Annotated in this window: 18 protein-coding genes and 1 tRNA gene; 5 read left to right on the top strand and 14 right to left on the bottom strand. The window is 64.0% G+C overall.

Features of this window, described 5'->3' with window-relative positions; genetic code table 11:
* Window positions 1–408: 408 nt before the first annotated feature.
* Window positions 409–1326 (top strand): hypothetical protein, encoded by a 918-nt coding sequence (locus KAK09_RS15950; protein ID WP_210879935.1) that lies wholly within the window; start codon window positions 409–411, stop codon window positions 1324–1326.
* 297 nt (window positions 1327–1623) lie between these two features.
* On the opposite strand, the gene KAK09_RS15955 is transcribed toward KAK09_RS15950, so the two are convergent.
* The 14 genes from KAK09_RS15955 to KAK09_RS16020 all read right to left on the bottom strand — a co-directional run bounded on the left by KAK09_RS15955 (window position 1624) and on the right by KAK09_RS16020 (window position 17331).
* A tRNA-Arg gene (locus KAK09_RS15955) sits at window positions 1624–1700 on the bottom strand.
* Window positions 1701–1747: 47 nt separating this feature from the next.
* Window positions 1748–2968 (bottom strand): cysteine desulfurase, encoded by a 1221-nt coding sequence (locus KAK09_RS15960; protein ID WP_210879936.1) that lies wholly within the window; start codon window positions 2966–2968, stop codon window positions 1748–1750.
* A 2-nt stretch (window positions 2969–2970) separates the two neighbouring features.
* Window positions 2971–3567 carry a YIP1 family protein gene (locus KAK09_RS15965; RefSeq protein ID WP_247651355.1) on the bottom strand — a complete coding sequence of 199 codons (597 nt, stop codon included), beginning with the start codon at window positions 3565–3567 and terminating at the stop codon, window positions 2971–2973.
* On the bottom strand, window positions 3564–4049 hold the full coding sequence (locus KAK09_RS15970) for a YIP1 family protein (protein ID WP_210879938.1): 486 nt from the start codon (window positions 4047–4049) through the stop codon (window positions 3564–3566). Before KAK09_RS15970 ends, KAK09_RS15965 begins: the two co-directional genes overlap by 4 nt.
* Complete coding sequence (locus KAK09_RS15975; protein ID WP_210879939.1) at window positions 4049–5326, bottom strand: SufB/SufD family protein; 1278 nt, start codon at window positions 5324–5326, stop codon at window positions 4049–4051. Before KAK09_RS15975 ends, KAK09_RS15970 begins: the two co-directional genes overlap by 1 nt.
* Window positions 5326–6081: a Fe-S cluster assembly ATPase SufC gene (gene sufC, locus KAK09_RS15980; RefSeq protein ID WP_210879940.1), complete on the bottom strand. Its 756-nt coding sequence runs from the start codon at window positions 6079–6081 to the stop codon at window positions 5326–5328. Before sufC ends, KAK09_RS15975 begins: the two co-directional genes overlap by 1 nt.
* Before the next feature lie 29 nt (window positions 6082–6110).
* The gene (locus KAK09_RS15985; protein ID WP_210879941.1) at window positions 6111–6713 is read right to left on the bottom strand and encodes a hypothetical protein; all 603 of its coding nucleotides are present in this window, start codon (window positions 6711–6713) and stop codon (window positions 6111–6113) included.
* 17 nt (window positions 6714–6730) lie between these two features.
* A complete protein-coding gene (gene sufB / locus KAK09_RS15990) occupies window positions 6731–8254 on the bottom strand; it encodes a Fe-S cluster assembly protein SufB (RefSeq protein WP_210879942.1) in 1524 nt (507 codons plus the stop codon).
* Between the two features lie 15 nt (window positions 8255–8269).
* The gene (locus KAK09_RS15995; protein WP_210879943.1) at window positions 8270–9313 is read right to left on the bottom strand and encodes a cysteine desulfurase family protein; all 1044 of its coding nucleotides are present in this window, start codon (window positions 9311–9313) and stop codon (window positions 8270–8272) included.
* A gap of 62 nt (window positions 9314–9375) precedes the next feature.
* Window positions 9376–10770 (bottom strand): dihydrolipoyl dehydrogenase, encoded by a 1395-nt coding sequence (gene lpdA / locus KAK09_RS16000; protein ID WP_210879944.1) that lies wholly within the window; start codon window positions 10768–10770, stop codon window positions 9376–9378.
* Window positions 10771–10881: 111 nt separating this feature from the next.
* The gene (locus KAK09_RS16005) at window positions 10882–11460 is read right to left on the bottom strand and encodes a DUF924 family protein (RefSeq protein ID WP_210879945.1); all 579 of its coding nucleotides are present in this window, start codon (window positions 11458–11460) and stop codon (window positions 10882–10884) included.
* An 85-nt stretch (window positions 11461–11545) separates the two neighbouring features.
* Window positions 11546–12817: an MFS transporter gene (locus tag KAK09_RS16010; RefSeq protein WP_210879946.1), complete on the bottom strand. Its 1272-nt coding sequence runs from the start codon at window positions 12815–12817 to the stop codon at window positions 11546–11548.
* A gap of 66 nt (window positions 12818–12883) precedes the next feature.
* Window positions 12884–13963: a tRNA preQ1(34) S-adenosylmethionine ribosyltransferase-isomerase QueA gene (gene queA / locus KAK09_RS16015; protein ID WP_210879947.1), complete on the bottom strand. Its 1080-nt coding sequence runs from the start codon at window positions 13961–13963 to the stop codon at window positions 12884–12886.
* Window positions 13960–17331, bottom strand: coding sequence for a YhdP family protein (locus tag KAK09_RS16020; RefSeq protein WP_210879948.1), 3372 nt, complete (start codon window positions 17329–17331; stop codon window positions 13960–13962). The genes queA and KAK09_RS16020 overlap by 4 nt, the downstream gene beginning before the upstream one ends.
* 115 nt (window positions 17332–17446) lie before the next feature.
* On the opposite strand from KAK09_RS16020, the gene KAK09_RS16025 reads away from it, so the two are divergent.
* The 4 genes from KAK09_RS16025 to KAK09_RS16040 all read left to right on the top strand — a co-directional run bounded on the left by KAK09_RS16025 (window position 17447) and on the right by KAK09_RS16040 (window position 20752).
* The gene (locus KAK09_RS16025; RefSeq protein ID WP_210879949.1) at window positions 17447–17908 is read left to right on the top strand and encodes a peroxiredoxin; all 462 of its coding nucleotides are present in this window, start codon (window positions 17447–17449) and stop codon (window positions 17906–17908) included.
* A gap of 17 nt (window positions 17909–17925) precedes the next feature.
* Entirely contained in the window at window positions 17926–18729 is an 804-nt protein-coding gene (locus KAK09_RS16030) for a ferritin-like domain-containing protein (protein ID WP_210879964.1), read from the top strand.
* Window positions 18730–18906: 177 nt separating this feature from the next.
* Window positions 18907–20223, top strand: coding sequence for a DUF5930 domain-containing protein (locus KAK09_RS16035; protein WP_210879950.1), 1317 nt, complete (start codon window positions 18907–18909; stop codon window positions 20221–20223).
* Window positions 20213–20752, top strand: coding sequence for a bactofilin family protein (locus tag KAK09_RS16040; RefSeq protein ID WP_210879951.1), 540 nt, complete (start codon window positions 20213–20215; stop codon window positions 20750–20752). The genes KAK09_RS16035 and KAK09_RS16040 overlap by 11 nt, the downstream gene beginning before the upstream one ends.
* Window positions 20753–20789 lie beyond the last annotated feature (37 nt).

Consider the following 20789-nt stretch of genomic DNA (forward strand, 5'->3'; position numbering starts at 1 on the left):
TTCAAACTCTCAGCCACGATCCGAGCCTTGACCTCATCTGGCCAGCGTCGCTGACCATTGGTCCGTATGTCCACCCCGTAGCCCCTGAGAAACTCCACCGTAGTCGCCATCGCGAAACTCCTGCACCAATCTCCATCGGACACGGCATCGCAGGTCAGACAATCGAACAAAAGGTGAGGGCCAGCGACCGCTTACACGGCACGCCGCATGTACTGATTACTTACAATTGCACAGGCATCGGGACGCCTGGGCTGCGCTGCTACGAGTGCCGCTATCTCGGGGTGCAGGGGATGCGGGATCACATGGGTCAAAGCTGGAATTGCCCTGTGATCGCCATGCTGCCCGTGAACTGGAGCGCCGTCGCGCGGCAAGTCGGACTGTGACGAATGAATGAGATGGAGAGATACGATGACCATTCTTGAAACCGCAAAGCACAAGATCACGGGCGAGCCGCGCCTCAAGCGCGAGGGGGATCGCATGATCCTGACCGCCGCGGACCGCCTGCCGTCGAGCGGACATGAAGAGCTGACTGTGCTGCGCATTGTCAGCGTCGTCGGCGCTGCCGCCGTTCTGGTCGCGTATTATCGCCCTGAAACCGCGCTGCCGCCTGAAACCAATGTTCTGCTCGATCAGGCGAACACCATGATCGTCGGGCTGGCGAATGCTTTCGAGAAGCTCGGAGAGGTTGTCGAACGGCAAACGCTCGACGTGCCGCTCGAAAGTCTGCGCGGGTGGATGCTCGCGTCTGCCCTTCTTGGTGCGGGCTTCGTCTTCCGCCATTCCGGCCTGCTCGATCTCTACACGTGGCTGACCAACCGCGAGCATATCACGCTCACCATCAATACTGAGCATCTGAGCGTGCGGCGCGGGACGTTTGGCTTTGCCAAGCGGATCAGGCGGGACTCGATCACAGACGTTCTGATCCTCGCCAATCACCGCACGGGGCATGACGTGATGGTGCAGCATAAGGGCGGTCTGACCCGCCTTGCGAGCATCTACGGCGATCTTACCAGGCCGACGCTTTTGCGGATGCGGCTCAAGGAAGCGCTGGCCGATGCCGGGAATTGGTGCGCGCCCAGAGCAAGACAGGCTGGTTCGGGTTCATTCGGACTGAAACAGCTCAGGGCAGACTCACAAAGGTCTGCGCGACTGCAACCGGCCAAGCAGCTCGGGGCGCTGGTCAAGGCGATGTTAACTGACATCTGGGATATGAAGCTCGCAGAAGCGCACAGTGCCAGAAAGACGCTGGATGCCCAGATCAGGGAATCGGAGAGCAGACTGACTCGCTGCTGGATCGGATCGTTGATGCGTCCAGCCCTGCGGTGATCACAGCCTATGAAGCACGGATCGACAAGCTGGAGCGTCAGAAGATCAGATTGCGCGAGCAAGCCGAACAGATTGTGCCGCCACGGGGGCGCATGGAGGAGTTTATCGAACACGCCTTGGCGTTTTTGTCAAACCCTTGTAGTATTTACGAAAAATGCGAGTTTACCTTCAAGAGAACAGTGCTGAAACTGGCCTTTGCAGAACCTTTGCGGTATAGCCGCAATGAAGGTTATCGAACCGCTAAAACAACCTTTCCTTTCAAGGTGTTAGCGGATTTTTTAACCCAAAAATGCGGGATGGCGGACCCAAGAGGATTCGAACCTCTGGCCTCTGCCTTCGGAGGGCAGCGCTCTATCCAGCTGAGCTATGGGTCCGGACGAGGGCGGTATAGCGGGGCGCGCGCGGTCCCGCAATCGCTATTTCAGGCGAAAAGATCGTGTGCCAGGTCCAGTGCCTCGATCAGGGTGTCGACCTCGGCGCGGGTGTTGTACATGGCGAAAGAGGCGCGGCAGGTGGCCGACAGCCCGAGGTGCTCCATCAGCGGCCCGGCGCAATGATGGCCCGCGCGCACCGCAACGCCCTTCTTGTCGAGGATCGTCGAGATGTCATGGGCATGGGCCGCCCCCTCCATGGTGAAGGAGAAGATCGCAGCCTTGCCTTCGGTCGTGCCCTGAAGCCCGAGCCAGTTGAGACCGGAAAGCTGCTCGCCGGCATAGCGCGCCAGATCCGCCTCATGGGCGGAAATCGCCTCCATCCCGATTCCCATCATGTAATCGAGTGCCACGCCAAGCCCGATCGTCTGCACGATCCCTGGCGTGCCCGCCTCGAATTTCATCGGCGGATCGTTATAGGTGACGGCATCCTTTGTCACCTCGCGGATCATGTCGCCGCCGCCCATGAAGGGGCGCATCTCGGCCAGCCGTTCCTTGCGCACGAAGATCGCGCCCGATCCCGACGGGCCATAGAGCTTGTGCCCGGTGATCGTATAGAAATCGCAGCCCATCTCATCAAGATTGACAGGCATATGCACCGCCGCCTGAGAGCCATCGACCAGCACCGGCACGCCGCGCTGACGCGCCGCGTCGCAGATGGATTTCACATCAACAACGGTTCCCAAAACATTGGAAAGATGGGTAATCGCGACCAGTTTCGTCTTCGGTCCAATCGCGTCGATCACCTTTTGCGGGTCAAGCCAGCCGGTCGCGTCCACATCCACCCATTTCAGCACCACGCCTTGCCGTTCGCGCAGGAAATGCCACGGCACGATGTTGGCGTGATGCTCCATGACCGAGAGCACGATCTCGTCGCCCGCCTCCATGCGCGGCATGGCCCAGCCATAGGAGACCATGTTGATCCCCTCCGTGGTGCCTGAATTGAGCACGATCTGCCGCTCATCCGCCACACCCAGAAACCGCGCGATGATGCCGCGCACGGCCTCGTATTTCTCTGTCGCCACATTGGAAAGATAGTGCAACCCCCTGTGAACATTTGAGTATTCATGGGAGTAAGCCAGCGTGACGGCCTCGATCACCGCACGCGGCTTTTGCGCCGAGGCACCGTTGTCGAGATAGACCAGGGGTTGGCCATTGACCTCTCGCGCGAGAATTGGGAAATCGGCCCGGATCCTTTCGACGTCATACATCCCTACATTCCTTTGACCATGGTCACGCCGACAAGGCTGAGAAGCACGCTCAGCGCCACCGCGAGCGCCATTATGGACAGCACAACCGCACCCGCCGCACGAAACAGGCTGCTGTATCCGTGCGCCACCGCGACAAAGGCCAGCAGGATGACGATGCCCCAGACCGCCGACACCAGGACCAGCGCCGCCGCGAGCACCGGCACGGCCAGCGCCAGCACCACGATGGCCATCTGCACCAGCAACCGCATCACCTGCATCCAGGCAAGCAGGGGAACGAGTTCGGTAAGGGTGCCCTGCCCGCCCAGATATCGCCCCACATAGGTCAGCGCCAGCGCGGTGAGCGCCAGCGCGCCGAACAGCATCACCGCGAAGATGAGCGGCGTGTGAAAGGCTGGCCCCATCACGCCCATGGCCGTCGGATCGGCGGGCGGACTCATCCTGATCGAGAGCGTATAGACCAGCGTGTTGAGCACCGCCATCAGCGCCAGCCCCGCCCACGCCGCCTCGACCGGCAGGCGCAGCGCAAGGATGCGCGCCGCTGCCGTGCGCGGCTCGAACAGGGTATGCCGCACCAGGGCCCAGAAATCCGCGCTGTTCATCGCCTGCTCCATCCTGTCTCACACAGCCCGGATATCCAGAACCACAGGAAAACGCCACACCAGATCGCGCCGACGATGGTCAGGCCCACGCCGGGGCCAATGAACCCCGCCACCAGACCATGCAGAAGCAACAAGGGAGAGGTGGCAAGAAACGCCCAGAACAGCGCCAGCCGCGCGCCAAAGCCCGTTACCCGCCCACCGATCACGCGCGCGACAAGCTGGCTGAGAAATGCCAGCAGGTAGAACATGAGCGGCGCAATCACGATCCAGCCCAGAAGCGCCCCCGCGAGGCGCGGATTGAGCGCCTCGCCCGCAAGATGGGCCTCGCGCGCGAGGCGCGGCCATTGCGCGATGAACACCACCGCGCAACCCGCCATCAACAGCGCCAGCGCGCGATCTTCCCGCGTGCCCATTTCCAGCAGCCGCCTGACCACCCGCCGCGGACCGCGATAGGTGGCGGCGATATCGAGCGCGACAGACATCAGCCGTGCCGCCGCTCCAGCCATACCTCGAAATGGCCGATGATCTCGTCACGCAGCCCCTCGTCGGCGATCTCGGCCACCGCCTCGGCCAGGAAGGAAACCACCATCAGATCGGTGGCGATCGGTCGCGGGATGCCGCGCGCGCGCAGATAATAAAGCGCGTCCTCGTCGATCGCGCCAGAGGTGGAGCCGTGCGAACAGGCGACGTCATCGGCGTAGATCTCCAGTTCCGGCTTGGCAAGAAACTGGCTGTCGTCATCAAGAAGCAGCGCCTGGCTGATCTGATAGCCGTCGGTTTTCTGCGCGCCGGGTTTGACAAGGATCTTGCCCTGAAACACCCCTGTCGCGCCGTTGCCGAGCACCTTCTTGAACACCTGACGGCTTTCGCCACGGAGCGCGTCATGGGTGACAAACACCGTGTCGTCATGGTGAAAATCGCCCCCCCCCATCGCCGCACCCGCGACATGGGCGCTGGCGTCATCGCCGTTGATCTCGACCACGCATTCGTTGCGCGTGAGCACACCATTTGCGGTCAGGGTGAAGGTCTTGAACACGGCCTCTCGGGCGAGACGGGCAAAAGTATGGGTAATCGCGCGGCGTTCATGGTCAGGGCCCTGAATGCGAAGATGGTGGAACGTGGCGCGCTCGGCCATGTCCACCTCGATCACCTTGTTGAATCGCGCGGCGGCCGGGCCGGTTTCGAGAAGGGTCAGTTCGGCCCCTTCATCAAGTCGGATGCAGTGATGCAGGATCGCATCGGAAGTCTCTGATTTATGGACATAAACAATATGGATTGGCCTTGACGCTCGCCCCGTCACATGGATCAGCACGCCATCGCACGCCTGAGCGGTGTTGAGCGCGGCCAACGGGCGCGGCACCGGGTCTTGCCCGCGCGCCTCGAGCGTGCCGTAGAGATCGCGCGCCCAATGGATATCCTGCACCGCGACATCGGCCAGCCTTTCGATCCGCACGGCCTCGAGCGCCAGATCGTCGCTTGCCTGCGCATCAAAGACCCCATCGACAAAAACGATACGCAGCCTGTCCACCGTGCCGAACACCTCCGGCACCTCACCCTGAAAAAGCACGGCGTGCGGGGCCTCGGGCGCAGTCAGGCTGTCTGGCTTCGTGAATTTCCAGTATTCGTCGCGCCGTTGCGGCAGCCCCATTTCGGCAAGCCGCGCCTGCGCCGCCTTGCGCGCGGCGGTGATCCACACGCCACCCTCGGGCAACGGGCGCGCCAGCGGTGCCGCGCTCTCCTTCGCCTGCGGGGCGGCCATCACACCACCTCCGTCAGGATATCGGCATAGCCGTTCTTCTCGACCTCGAGCGCCAGTTCGGGCCCGCCCGTCCTGATGATCCGGCCATCGGACATGATATGCACCACATCGGGCACGATATGATCCAGAAGCCGTTGATAATGCGTGATAACGAGAAAACCACGGCCCTCGTCGCGCAGCGCGTTCACGCCATCGGCAACCAACCTCATCGCGTCCACGTCAAGCCCCGAATCGGTCTCGTCGAGGATGCACATGCGCGGCTCCAGCATGGCCATTTGCAGGATTTCGTTGCGCTTCTTTTCACCGCCGGAAAAGCCCACATTCACCGGCCGTTTGAGCATGTCGGCATCGATCTTGAGCGCCTTGGCCTTCTCGCGCACCAGCTTGAGGAAATCGGCGGCGCTGATCTCTTTCTCGCCGCGTGCCTTGCGCTGCGCGTTCACAGCAGTGCGCAGAAAGGTCATGTTGCCGACGCCGGGAATTTCCACCGGGTATTGAAAGGCAAGGAAAAGCCCGGCAGCGGCGCGCTCCTCGGGTTCCATCTCCAGCAGGTTCTCGCCATCGAGCGTGGCCGATCCTTCGGTGACCGTATAGCCGCCCCGGCCCGAAAGGACATAGGACAGCGTCGATTTGCCAGAGCCGTTCGGTCCCATGATCGCATGAACCTTGCCCGCTTCGACGGTCAGGTTCACACCCTTGAGAATGGCCTTGTCCTCTTCTTCAAGATCGACGTGCAGGTTTTTGATTTCCAACATTTTTTATCCTTTCGATATTCTTGGCGGCATCACGGCCGCAGCATCATCTCGATTGCAGGGGCGAGGTCGCGGGGCGCGAGCGCGAGCGGCAAGACCTCGAACTCGGCCATCCGGCCGACCATGCGGCGCGGCGCGCCGATGAACTCCTCGATACGGTGGTAATGACGGCGCGGGGCGTAATCGTCGAACAGAAGCCGCAACGGTGCCTTCGCATGAAGCGCCGCCGCCAGCGCACAGCCCGTGCGAAACCGCCCGTCCACCAGCACCAGATCGGGGGAGACGTCATCGCGCTCCAAAATGCCCAGCGGGTAGCGGGGATAGCGCAGATAACCGCTGCGGTCCGTCGGGTGCCCCCATTGCCTTGTCGGGCCGATATCGGCCCAGATCACCTCGACCGTCGTGCCGGTCGCGGGCGGATTGGCCTTGAACCAGCCGCGCATCATAGCGGCCCAGGCCTCATCGCTCTCGACCGACCAGACCCGCTTGCCCGGCATCTCGGACGCCATCACCGTAGAGCCGCCCGAGCCGTATTCAAGGATCGCCGAGGCGTCCTCATAGGCCGCGCGCAGATGGGCGGCCTCGGCTTCGGGCAGGGTCAGCTCGGGGCGGGCTATGGTGTCAAGCTCCGACATCGGTGCGCGGGCGGGGCTCAGCCCACCGACCCTTCCAGCGAGATCGCCACAAGCTGTTGCGCTTCCATGGCGAATTCCATTGGCAAAGCCTGAAGCACCTCGCGGCAGAAGCCGTTGACGACAAGCGCCACCGCCTCTTCCTCGTCCATGCCACGGGCGCGGCAATAGAAAAGCTGGTCATCGTCCACCTTCGACGTGGTGGCCTCGTGCTCGACGCGGGACGAATTGTTCTTCACCTCGATGTAAGGCACCGTATGGGCACCGCATTTGTCGCCGATGAGCAGGCTGTCGCATTGGGTATAGTTACGGCTGTTCTTCGCCTTGGGATGCATCGACACAAGCCCGCGATAGGTGTTCTGCGCATGGCCCGCGCTGATCCCTTTCGACACGATCCGCGAGCGGGTATTGCGGCCCAGATGCACCATCTTGGTGCCGGTATCGGCCTGCTGGTAATTGTTGGTGATGGCGATGGAGTAGAATTCGCCTTGGGAATCGTCCCCGCGCAGGATGCAGGACGGGTATTTCCACGTCACCGCCGAGCCGGTCTCGACCTGCGTCCACATCACCTTGGACCGATCCCCACGACAATCAGCGCGCTTGGTGACGAAATTGTAGATACCGCCCTTGCCGGTCTCGTCGCCGGGATACCAGTTCTGCACGGTGGAATATTTGATCTCGGCATCCTCGAGCGCCACAAGCTCCACCACCGCCGCGTGAAGCTGGCTTGTGTCGCGCTGCGGAGCGGTGCAGCCTTCAAGATAGCTGACATAGGCACCCTTGTCGGCGATGATCAGCGTGCGCTCGAACTGGCCGGTGTTTTCGGCATTGATGCGGAAATAGGTAGAGAGCTCCATCGGACAGCGCACGCCGGGCGGCACATAGACGAACGAGCCATCCGAGAACACCGCCGAATTGAGCGTGGCATAGTAATTGTCCGAGACCGGCACGACCGAGCCGAGATATTTCCTGACCAGTTCGGGATGCTCGCGGATCGCCTCTGAGATGGAGCAGAAGATTACGCCCGCCTGTTTCAGTTCCGCCTGAAAGGTGGTGCCGACGCTGACGCTGTCGAACACCGCATCAACCGCCACCTTGCGGCCCTCCGCCGGGATACCCTCGGCCCCTTCGACGCCCGCAAGGATCATCTGTTCCTTGAGCGGAATGCCCAGCTTTGCATAGGTCGCAAGCAGCTTGGGATCGACTTCATCAAGCGATTTCGGCTTTGTCTCCATGGACTTGGGGCGGGCATAGTAATACTGGTTCTGAAAGTCGATCTTGGGATAATCGACCATCGCCCAGTCGGGTTCCGTCATCTGGAGCCAGCGGCGATAGGCCCCGAGACGCCATTCGGTCATCCACTCGGGTTCCTCGTTCTTGGCCGAGATGAGGCGCACGATATCTTCGTTGAGCCCCATGGGCGCGAAATCCATCTCGATCTCGGTTTCCCAGCCATATTTATAGGCGCTGCCCACTTGCCGGACCGCATCGACCGTTTCCTGATCGACGCCTTCCTTGATCTGCACTTCGTCTACCGCCGCCATCGCCTCTCTCCAATCTCAGACCAGTCTGGCCCGGTGTCGCTGCCATAGCCTTGCCCAGGCATCGGCAAGGCGCAGGGCATCTTCCTCTGTCGTCTCAGGTCCGAGCGAGACGCGCAGCACCGACGAGGCGGCGGTAGCGTCATGGCCCATGGCCTGCAAGACCCGACTTGCCCGCACCTTGCCGCTGGAACACGCAGACCCTGCCGATACGGCAAAGCCCGCAAGATCGAGCGCCATGACCTGCGTCTCACCTTTCCATCCCGGTGTCAGGATGCAACTGGTGTTGGGCAGACGGGGCGAGTCTTTCCCGACAAAAATAGTCTCATTAGATATCTGCGCAATAGCGGATTCTAGAATGTTTCTAATTTTTTCCACGCGCGCCCATGTGCCTGCGGCCAGATCGCGCGCCGCCGCCTCTGCCGCGGCCCCAAAGCCGACGATGCCGATGATGTTCTCGGTGCCTGCGCGGCGGCCCATCTCCTGCCCGCCGCCCCTGATCCGTGCCGCCACTTCGGTGCCGCGCCGCACCACCAGCGCGCCGATGCCCATTGGCCCGCCCAGCTTGTGCGCCGAGACAAGCGCCATCTCGACCCCGGTCCAGTTGAAGGCCACCGGCAGCTTGCCGAAGGCTTGCGTCATGTCGCTGACGGCAAGACCCTCGGGCAGGGTCTGGATGATGCCGGTCTCGGAATTGGCAAGTTGCAGCGCGGTGCGGGCGGGATCGGGTACGCAAACCTGCCCGTTTGCGTCCACATCCAGATCCTCGGTGATCCAGGCCCGCACGGCGTCATGCTCGATACCTGCCCCGACAAGGCCGCGCCCCTCACAGGCAAGCGCCGCCGCCTCTGTCGCGCCGGAGGTGAATATCACATCCGCGCCCTCGGCCCCGAAGGCTGCCGCCACCTGCGCGCGCGCCCGCTCGATGAGGGCCTTGGCGGCGCGCCCTTCGGCATGGACCGAGGAGGGGTTCCCGGTGACATCCATCGCCGCCACCATCGCCGCCAGCGCCTCGGGACGCAGCGGTGCGGTAGCGTTATAATCGAAATACGCGCGAGGCATGCCTACCCCCTTGCCGGTTCGCATCGAGGGGCGGGCTGTGCCAGTTCGCGCGCGCGCCCCGCTCAGATATGGATCACACGGCCGTAAGCGTCCAGCACGCTTTCGTGCATCATCTCGCTGAGGGTGGGATGTGGGAAGACCGTATTCATCAGATCCTCCTCGGTCGTCTCCAACTGACGGCCCACCACATAGCCCTGAATGAGTTCGGTCACTTCCGCGCCGATCATGTGCGCGCCAAGCAGTTCACCGGTTTTCGCATCGAAGATGGTCTTGATCATGCCTTCCGGTTCGCCAAGCGCGATCGCCTTGCCATTGCCGATGAAGGGGAAGCGGCCCACCTTGACCTCGTGCCCGGCCTCCTTCGCCTTGGCCTCGGTCAGCCCGACGCTTGCCACCTGCGGATGGCAATAGGTGCAGCCCGCGATGCTCTCGGGTTTGACGGGGTGCGGATGGCCACCCGCGATCAACTCGGCCACCATCACGCCCTCATGGCTCGCCTTATGCGCCAGCCAGGGCGCGCCCGCGATGTCGCCGATCGCGTAAAGCCCGTCCACCCCGGTGCGGCAATATTCATCCGTGACCACATGGGTGCGGTCGATCTTGACACCCAATGCCTCAAGGCCCAGCCCCTCGACATTGCCCACGATGCCCACGGCGGAAATCACCGTGTCGAACGCGTGCTGCTCGACCTTGCCGCCCACCTCGATATGCGCGGTGACCGTGCCCTTGCCCCGGTCCAACTGCTTGACCATGGCTTTTTCCATGATCTTCATACCCTGCTTGGTAAAGGATTTCTTGGCAAAGGCGGAAATTTCGGCATCCTCCACCGGCAGGATGCGCTCCATCACCTCGACCACGGTCGTCTCTGCGCCCAGCGTGTTGTAGAAGCTGGCAAATTCGATCCCGATGGCGCCCGAGCCGATGACCAGCAGCTTCTTGGGCATCCGGGGCGGCACCAGCGCGTGCTTGTAGGTCCACACCAGATCGCCATCGGCCTCCAGCCCCGGCAATTCGCGGGCGCGCGCGCCGGTGGCCAGCACGATATGCCTGGCCTCCAACTCCTCGACACCCTTGTCTGTCTTGACGCTGACGCGGCCCTTGGCGGGCAGGGTCGCCGCACCCATCACCACCGTGACCTTGTTCTTTTTCATCAGATGCGCGACGCCGCCGCTCAATTGCTTGGCCACCCCGCGTGAGCGTTTGACAACGGCATCGAGATCATAGCCGATCCCTTCGGCCTTGAGACCGAATTCCTTGGCGCGGTGCATCAGGTGGAACACCTCGGAGGACCGCAGCATCGCCTTGGTCGGGATACAACCCCAGTTGAGGCAGATGCCGCCCATATGCTCGCGCTCGACAATGGCCACCTTGAGACCCAGTTGCGCGCCCCGGATGGCGGCCACATAGCCCCCCGGCCCGGCCCCGATTACAATCATGTCAAAGCTTTGCGGTGCCATATGGCCCTCCATCCCTGGAAACTAGTTCAGCGTTAAACTATTTTCCGAAAGACCACAACGCCGCATCGCGGCGCGCTCTGAAAACCTGTCATGCAAGGGGTGCAGGGCCGTTCAGGCGGCTTGCCTGACCCGTCGGACGAGCGCACCATAGCCGCCTTCGTCCTCGAAGGCGCGTTCCGGCGCGGTCGAGGCGCGGCCAAGCGTGGCGTTACGATAGGGAAAGCGACCGAAGCGGCGGATCACCTCGCGATGCGCGCGGGCATGCAAAAGGTTGCCGACCCCGTGCTCCGGCATCCGTTCGCAGATGAGGCGGACGCAGCGATCCTGATCGCAGAGATTTTCCGAATGCATGAGCGGCAGGTAGAAGAACTGCCGTGCCGGCTCGTCGATCTTCATATCCCAGCCCCGGTTGATCGCGACCTTCGCCGCCGTCAGCGCCGCCCGGTCGGTCTCGAAGGCGTGTGCCTCGCCCCGGAACATGTTGCGCGGGAACTGATCTGTGAGGATGATATAGGCCAGCGTCCCGCTGGGATAGGTCAGCCACATCGCGCAAGCGCCATCGCGGGCATTCTCCCAGGCGCCAAGAAACCGCTCCCGGATCTCTGCATCAAGCGCGTCATCGGCCTCATACCACCCCTTGGGTCCGACTTCATCGAGCCAGAAGCGCAACACATCATCAGGCGACATCATGGGATATCCTCACTTTCCCTGTCACAATAGTTTCATCCTAAACCTAAACTTGGGCATTTCTTAGTAAATTGTTACTTCAAAAGGATCATATTTCGTCGTTTTTTGCGGACTCTTCAGCATCCTGTGCCGCCTCGATGGCAATTTCCTGCGCAAATTCGACCGCCATGGGCGAAGATGACGGCGAAACCGGCATATAGCGGTCGGTTTCGCGCACCGCAGGGGCAGCGCGCTGCGTCATCCGATAGATCGCATAGGCCACCATCGCGAACATCAGCACCGCAATATAGAGGAAATAGCCCCCCGGCCCCATCACCCCCATCATCCAGCCCACCATCAGCGGCCCGGCAATGGCGCCCAGCCCGTTGATGAACACCATGCCACCCGCCGCCGCCGCCATGTCCTCATGCGCGAGAAAGTCGTTGGTATAGGCAATCAGCAGCGAATAGAGCGGGTTCGACGTGCCCCCCACGATAAAGGCCGCCAGCAGCAGGAACCAGAAACTATCCCCCAGAATCATCCCGACCACCGCCCCGATGCCGGTGCCCAGCGACACCGCCGCAATCAGCTTGCGCCGGTCCATCCGGTCCGACAGCCACCCCAGCGGATACTGCGCCACCACAGCGGCCACATAAAAAGACGCGACAAAGGCCGAGATCTGCCCCACGCTCAGCCCCGCTTCGGCGCCGTAAACCGCCGCCATGCCGAATTGCGCGGCGAAGACGCCCCCGGTCAGAAACATGCCCACACAGCCCAGCGGCGAGATTTCCATGATCCGGCGCAGCGACAGCGGCTTGGTCGTGTCAAAGGCGGGCGTCGGGCTGACCGACAGCAGAATGGGCGCAAAGGCCAGCGACACCAGAACCGACGGGATCACGAACAGCACATAGCCTGACGGGTCCGCCAGCACCATCAAGCCCTGCGCCGACACGATGCCGATCATCTGCACGATCATGTAGAGCGACAGCGCCTTGCCGCGCGTGGCATTGGTGGCGGAATTGTTGAGCCAGCTTTCGGCGGTCACATAGACCCCCGAGAAACAGAACCCGATCAGCACCCGGCCCACGGCCCAGGCCCAGGGTTCGGTGATCGTGGGATAGAGGATCAGCACCGCCGAAATCATCGAGCCAAGGGCGGCAAAGACCCGCACATGCCCGACCCGGCGGATCATCTCGGGCGCCATCCGAGAGCCGAACAAAAAACCCACGAAATAGGCCGACATGACCACCGACATTTCATATGTGGAAAAGCCTTCGAGCGCGCCGCGCACACCCAGAAGCGTGCCCTGCATGCCGTTACCGACCTGAAGAAGCATCATCCCCAGAAGCAGCGCCCATGCACCTGAAAGGACTTTCAGCATCGTTCCACCCTTTCTATCTGCCCCACCCTGTCGCGGGGTCACGCGCGCCGCGCGGCCAATTGCGACTCAATCCGTCGCTGTCGCGCCCGCCCTGTCAGGCTTTGGCGCCGGGATCAACAGAGAGGCATCGCCGTAAGAGAAGAAACGGTAGCGTTCGGTTATGGCATGGGCATAGAGCGCGCGGATGCGCGCCGCCCCCATCAGTGCCGAGACGAGCATCATCAGCGTCGATTTCGGCAAGTGGAAATTGGTCATCAGCGCATCGGTCACGCGGAACTCGAAACCGGGATAGATGAAGATATCCGTATCCCCCTGCCACGGCGCGATCTCTTCGGTCTCGCACGCCGCCGTCTCGATCAGGCGCAGCGCGGTTGTGCCCACCGGGATCACGCGCCCGCCCGTGGCCTTGGTCGCGGCGATCTCGGCGGCGGCGGTCGCACTCACCTCGCCCCATTCGGCGTGCATCCGATGGGTGGCTATGTCCTCGACCTTCACCGGCAGGAAGGTTCCCGCCCCCACATGGAGCGTGACATGGCTGAAGCTGACGCCGCGCGCGGCAAGATCGTCCAGCAGCACCGCGTCGAAATGCAGGCTCGCGGTCGGCGCCGCCACAGCACCGGGACGGCGCGCCCAGACGGTCTGATAATCCTCGCGGTCACGGTCATCAGCGGGGCGGCGCGCGGCGATATAAGGCGGCAGCGGCATGGCCCCGGCGGCATTGAGTGCGGCGTCGAAATCCGCACCCGAAAGGTTGAAGCGCAACCGCGCCTGCCCCGCCTCGCGCGATTCAAGCGTGGCCGAGAGCGTGTCGGAGAACACCACCACCTCGCCCTCACGCAGCTTTCTGAGCGGCTTCACAAGGGCCGCCCACGTCCCGTCGGCCTGCGGCTCCAGCAGGGTCACCTCAATCCGGGCACCCTGCCCGCCCACGCGCGGGCGGTGCCCCGAGAGGCGCGCGGGAATCACCTTCGTGTCGTTGAGCACCAGCCGGTCGCCCGCGCGCAGCCAGTCCCCGAGATTGGCCACCGTGCTGTCGGCAAGCGCGTCGCCCTCGGCCACGAGAAGCCGCGCGGCGCGGCGCGGGCGGGCAGGCCGCGTGGCGATCAGCGCCTCGGGCAGGTCGAAATCGAAATCGGCAAGCTTCATCTGTCGTGTCTTTCATAGGCAGGGGGCTCTTTCGGCGTGACGCTCTGGCCCGAAAGGGAGGGCGGCGCGCCCTCGACCTGCGGTGCGGGGCGGCGGAACACTTCGCGCAGAAATCCGGGCATGAGGGCGGACAGCGGGTTGACCACCACCGTCGGCGTATCGACCGGGCCGCGCAGCGTGAAACTGAAACCGATCAGCCCCTCCCCGCGCCGGTTCGTGAAGGCCCCGCCGATGGCATTGAGCACATAGACCGGCGAGAGCACGCCCTGCATGTCCATCCGCTTTTGCGAAAGGTCGTAATAGCCGTCCATCGACAGGCCGACCGAAGCACCGATCGCACTGCCCTCGATCAGCGTAAGGCGCTCGGGCGTCAGCCGGAACCGCGCCGCGACCTCGCCGAAATGCAGCCCCTGCCCATTGAGCTGTTCGAGCAGACCCACCACGCTGACCGTGTTCAGGAGCGCCGCCAGCGCCGGGGCGCGCTTGACGCGGATCTGCTCGATGGCCAGCGTCCCGTCATAGCTGCCCGGCCCCTGGACCGGTGCCAGCGTCAGCAGAAGTGTCCCGTCGCGTGCATCCTGCAACATGTCGGCGGCGGCCAGAAGCGCGCCCGCATTGTCCGATCGAATGCGAAAGGCGCTACGCCCGCGCATCGGAATTACCTCTCCGGTGATCGCGGCCTGCCCGTTGACCTGCGCGCTGAAGCGGCCCTTTGTGCCGCCGCGCGTATCCAGATCGGCACGAAAGCCGGTGAGTGCGATGCTGTCGGTGATGCGCAATTCATCAAGGCGCAGGTTGACCGGGCCGCCCTCGCCGGTGCCATCGCCCAGAGAGCCGCGTCGCAGATCGACACGCCCGCCGGTCACCTCGACGCCCGGCGTGGCATTCGGCCCGCGCCCGATCAGCACCACTTGCGTATCGAGCCAGTCGCCAAGTTCGACGCGTGTGAAGCGCGCGGTTTCCAGTGTGCCCTGCGGCGTCAGCCGCACCTCGCCACGCGCCCGAAGCCCGCCTGCGTCGATCGCCAGCGTCTCGACTTGCGGTGGCGCCCCGAGCGTGCCCGCCAGATCAAGCCGCCCCGTCGTGCCCGGCGCAAGCGCCCAGTTCAGTTCGGGGATACGCAACCCCAATCCCGCCATATCCGTGGTCAGCGCGAACTGCCCCGCGCCCTCTCGCGGCAGGGCGATTTCGATCACGCCATCCGCACGGCCGGACACGGCCCCCGCCGGCAGGCCGATGGCAAATTCGTCGACAACCGCCTGCGACAGATCCACCGTGCCGCGCACCCGGCTTTCGCCTGCCGTGCCGGGGCCAAGCGGCATGGTCCAGGCGCCCGAGAACGGCACCCGTCCAAGCCGCACCTGCCCCGAGATCGCGATCCCTGCGTTATCCGCCGCCACCTTGAGCACCTCGGCCGCCAGAACCCGCCCCTCGACCAGTGTTTCGCTGCGCACCCCGTGAAGACTGCCCGCGACGTCAAAGACAACCTCCTCGGGGGTGAGCTTTTCCTTGAGCAGCAGGTCTAGCCGACCGGCAAGGCTGGCATGCCCGTCGGCCAGCGTCACCGGGCGACCGGCCTTGGTCAGAAAGCGGAAGGGGGGCGCGTCAAGCAGCGCCAACGCCGCCGTAATCGTGCCCTGCACCTTCAGATGGGCCTCGGCGGGGGTCTGCTTGACCCGCAGGTCGGGAATGATGAAGGAGGTGCCCGCGATATCGAGCCGCCCACCCTGCGCCGGAATGACATGGCCGCGCTCGGCAAGGATGGTAAAGCGGTTGTCGCGGATCGAGCCGCGCCCCGCCGCCCCCTTGATCGGGGGCACGTCGCGCACGAAGACCGTGGTCAGATCGTCGAACCCGAAGCCGAGGAATGCGTCCGGGGGCGAACCGGGCTCAAGACGCAATGCCATCTGGATATCGTCGAACCGCGCGCTGCGCACGTTCTCGGCAATCCATTGACGAGCCTTGTCCTGCACCGTCACCGGCCAGAGTGCCAGAAGGCGATCGGGGGCAAGTCCGTCCATCCGCCCCTGCACGGCAACGGCCCAGCCCGCGGTCTCGGCGCGGGCATGGCCCGACAGGCGCAGCACCTGCCCCTGATCGCGCAGGCGGAAATCGCCCAGATCCAGCGCGAAGGGCGCGAAATCAAGCCGCAGATCGGCCCCTGCCCCCTCGAAAATCACCGGCTCGGAGTAGAGCCCCGCCGGATTGGCGGCGATCTCGCCCAGTCGTATCTGCGCCTCAAGCCCGCTTGGCCAGCCATCCTCCATGCCGATCAGCCGCGCGCGGCCCTCGGCGCGGGCACTGCCCCAGGCGCTCTCGACCGAGAGTTCGTCAAAGTCGATCTCCTGGCGGACGGGATCATAGGTCAGGTAGCTGCGTGCCGAGCGGAACGGGATCGGGGCGGTGGCTGGATTTGGGCGCAGCGCGCCCTCACCTATCTGGAGCGTGGCGCTCAGCGGGCCAAGGCGCCCATCGGCATCGACCGCCGCACGCAGAGCACCGGAGATCGGCGCCTCGAGCGCGCCCAGCCAGGCCAGCGCCGGCGATTGTCCCGCCACCTCGTCCGCCGGCACATCCTCGAAGCGCAGGCCAAGGCTGGCCTCCGCCCCGTCGAGACGGCCCGAGTAATTGACCTCAATGCCGCTGGCATATTCGCGCGCGGCCAGAACGGTGACATTCCCGCGCAACGTGATCTGGCCTGCGTTCAGCGCCAGCGACATCCGGCCGCCATCGGCCGACCAGGCCCGCCCGCTGCGCGCGTCTTCATAACGCAGGCTGAGATTGTCGGCGCTGACCCGCCGCAGCGCCGACAGCATCGGCTGTGACAGCATCATCCCGATCTGGCGGGTCGCGGGGTCGTCACTGCCGGGGTGCTGCCCCTCTCCGCCCCGCGTCTCGAACGCAATCGACAATTCGCCACTCTCGCGCCGTCTCAGGACCAACCGCCCGCCATCGAGCCGCACACCCGAAGGGCGCACCTCGCCGCCAAGCAGGGCGGCGCGCGACAGTGTGACCTCGAGCGCGTCAAGATCGATCAGCGGGGCGCCGCCCGCATCGCGCAACGTGACCCCGCGCAGCGCCACCCGCGGCGCCATGCCCCCCTCAAGCGCAATATCCAGCGTGTCAAAGCTCAGACGGTGATCGGGCAGCGCCACGCTGATCTCCTGCGCCACGCGGTCGCGCAGCCATGCGGGCGCGCTGACCCCCGCCGCCAGCGCCGCCACGAGGCCCAACACAACCACCAGAAGCAAGGTCGTGCAGCCAAGGCAGAACTGGCCCAGATGATGCAGCAGCCCGCGTTTCCACGCCTTTCGCGCCTCCGGCGGGGGCGCGGGCGGCTCGCGGTCTGGCGTTTCGGTGTCAGTCATCTTTTCCAGTGGGGGCGGCGGTTTGGCCCCGGTTCTGCCTCTTGGCTTTATTCTCGCCGTTCGCAGCCTAATATGGAACTCACAATTTCGCATCACAAGCCCGAGAGAGGTTTCCATGACCGACACGCCCGACCTTGCCCCGGATGTCACCCTGCCCCGCGATGGCGGCAACGAGGTCTGCCTTGCCGCCCTGCGCGGCGCACCGGTGGTGCTGTTCTTCTATCCGCGCGACGACACCTCCGGTTGCACCAGAGAGGCGGTCGCCTTCTCACACCTGAAACCCGAGTTCGATGCGCTTGGAGCGCAAGTTTTCGGCCTTTCCAAGGACAGCGTTGCCAGCCACGAGAAATTCCGCGACAAACATGCGCTCACCGTGCCGCTGCTGTCGGATGAGGCAGGTGATGTGTGCGAACGGTTCGGCGTATGGAAGGAAAAGAGTATGTATGGCAAGACGTTCTGGGGCATCGAACGCTCGACCTTTCTGATCGACGCCGAGGGGCGCATCGTGCGCGCGTGGCGCAAGGTCAAGGTGCCAGGCCATGCCGAGGAGGTGCTCGAAGCACTGCGCGCGCTGTGAAGCCGACACTTGCCGAGATGGCGGTGGAGGTGCTCTGCACCGCCGACGGGCGCGAGAAGACCGCGCTTTCACGACGGCACGCGGCCACCTGGCAGGCGGCGCGGGCGGCGGGAACGATGCTGCCTGTGGGGCGGGCCTGCCCGCCCGACCGCCCGGCGCGGCCCGTCAAACCCGACCTTCTTGACCCGCGCGACGTGCCCCGCCGCCGCCCCGGCAGCGCCCAGGGCCGAATTGCCATGCTGCACGCGGTGGCGCATATCGAGTTGAACGCAGTGGACCTGCACTGGGATATCATCGCACGCTTTACCGACACAGCCATGCCGCCGGGATTCTACGACGACTGGGTTAAGGCCGCAGATGAAGAATCACGCCATTTCAATATGCTATGCGATTGCCTGGAAGAACTTGACAGCCATTACGGTGCCCTGCCCGCCCATGCGGGCATGTGGCGCGCCGCCGAGGACACAGCCACCGACCTGATGGGCCGTCTCGCCGTGGTGCCGATGGTGCTGGAGGCGCGCGGCCTGGACGTGACGCCCGGCATGATCGCTCTTTTCGACGGGGCGGGCTTGGGGTCTGCCGTCGAGGCGCTTCGTGTGATCTATGCCGAGGAGGTGCACCACGTGGCCTACGGCTCGAAGTGGTTTCACTTCCTCTGCGGCCGGCACGCTCTCGATCCCAAGGAGGTGTTTCACGATCTGGTGCGGCGCTATTTTCACGGAATCCTCAAGCCACCCTTCAACGAGGAGAAACGCGCCGAAGCGGGCCTGCCGCCCGATTTCTACTGGCCGCTGGCCGAAGGTCGCGCCTTTCCGGGTTGAGAATTCAACGACCGGATCGGCGGGATTCCGCCGCAGCGGCGGGAATTGACCGATAAGGCCGGCCGGACTGGTCAAAATTCTTGCCCACCCGGCGCACTCTGGCTAAGCCATTCGCCAAGACGCCCGCTGCAGCGCAAAGAGCGTCGCAAGGGAAGGACATGAAGGAAACCGATCCGCGTGCGCACTCGACTGGCCATAAGACTGCATGACATCCTTGAACGCCACTTTCCCGAACGCCGGGTCTTTTTGCGTTCCGACACCGATACACGCTTCATCCGGCTGCACCCGGCCACACAGCTGATCGCCGCCGCCGGGGCCTCGGCAATCGTTGCCTGGGCGATCATTGCGACCTCGGTGCTGTTGATGGATTCCATCGGCGCCGGCAATTTCCGCGAGCAGGCCAAGCGCGACATGCAGACCTACGAGACGCGGCTCAACGCGCTGGCCGCCGAGCGTGACAAGCGCGCGCAAGAGGCGCTGGCGGCACAGGAACGCTTTGCTTCGGCGCTGGCACAAATCTCCGACATGCAATCCGAACTTCTCGGGTCCGAGATCCGCCGGCGTGAGCTGGAAACCGGGATCGAGGTGATCCAGGCGACGCTGCGCCGCACCATGACCGAGCGCGAGGCTGCCTCGAAAGAAGTCGCGCGACTTGTCAGCGCGCTCGAGGATGACAATGGCGCCCTGTCGGACGGCAACGGAAATGGCGCGGGGGATGCGACGGTCGATTTCCTGTCGGTCGCGCTGGCGGATGCCGCGCGCGAACGAGACCAGACCCTCGCCGATGCCGAGGAGGCGCTGCGTCAGGCAGAGGACATGGCCTATGAGCTGCGCCTGATCAACGAACGCAACGCCGATATCTTCGGCCAGCTCGAAGATGCCATGACCATTTCGGTCGAACCTCTGGAAAAGATGTTCCGTAATGCCGGGCTCGATCCCGACCGGCTGATCAGCACGGTGCGGCGGGGTTATTCCGGGCGCGGCGGTCCACTTACACCGATCTCGTTCTCGACGCGGGGCGAAGTGACGCCAGAGCTTGAGCGCGCCAACCGCATCCTCAACCGGCTGGATGAACTGAACCTCTACCGTCTGGCCGCCGACAAGGTGCCGCTTGCGCTGCCCATCAAAGGTGGCTTTCGCTATACATCGGGCTTTGGCAGCCGCTGGGGACGCCTCCATGCCGGCACCGATTTCGCTGCCGCGCACGGCACGCCGATCCACGCCACAGCCGAAGGTGTCGTGACCCATGCAGGCTGGCTGGCTGGCTACGGACAGCTGGTGAAGATCCGCCACGCCTTCGGCATCGAGACCCGCTATGCCCATCTTTCCAGAATCCGCGTAAGCGCCGGCCAAAGGGTCTCGCGCGGGGACAGGATTGGTGATATGGGCAATACAGGACGTTCCACCGGCACCCATCTGCACTATGAGGTGCGCGTGGACGGCAACCCGATCAACCCCATGACCTATATCAAGGCTGCGAGAGATGTTTTCTAAGAGCAAGATCAACGAACCTGCGCAAAAACCCGCCGAGCCGAAACCGGCCACAGAGAACCGTCTCGACACGGCTCGCCCCGAAACGAGCAGCGACTATCGCGCCACGGCCCCCAAGACCAAGCCGCCGGCGTCGGTGCTTTCGTCCGACCTGCACGTTCAGGGCAACCTGCGCACCACCGGCGATATCCAGGTCGAAGGCACGATCGAAGGCGATATCCGCGCGCATCTGCTGACCGTCGGCGAAGGCGCCACCATCAAGGGCGAGGTGATCGCAGACGATGTTGTGATCAATGGCCGCGTCGTGGGGCGCGTGCGCGGACTCAAGGTGCGCCTCACCTCGACCGCGCGGGTCGAGGGCGACATCATCCACAAGACCATCGCAATCGAATCAGGCGCGCATTTCGAAGGTTCGGTACAGCGTCAGGACGACCCCCTCTCAAGCAACAAGGGCGGCCAGAAGCCCGCGTCGCAGGCCGCTGCCTCCGCCCCCGCGCCTAAACCGGCAGAGCCGAAGCCCACGCAGGGCTGAGTCACGCCGAATGACGTCAGAGGCGCCCTGCCCCGGC

It is taken from the genome of Roseovarius autotrophicus, assembly GCF_018069895.1.
Classification (GTDB): Bacteria; Pseudomonadota; Alphaproteobacteria; order Rhodobacterales; family Rhodobacteraceae; genus Roseovarius; species Roseovarius autotrophicus.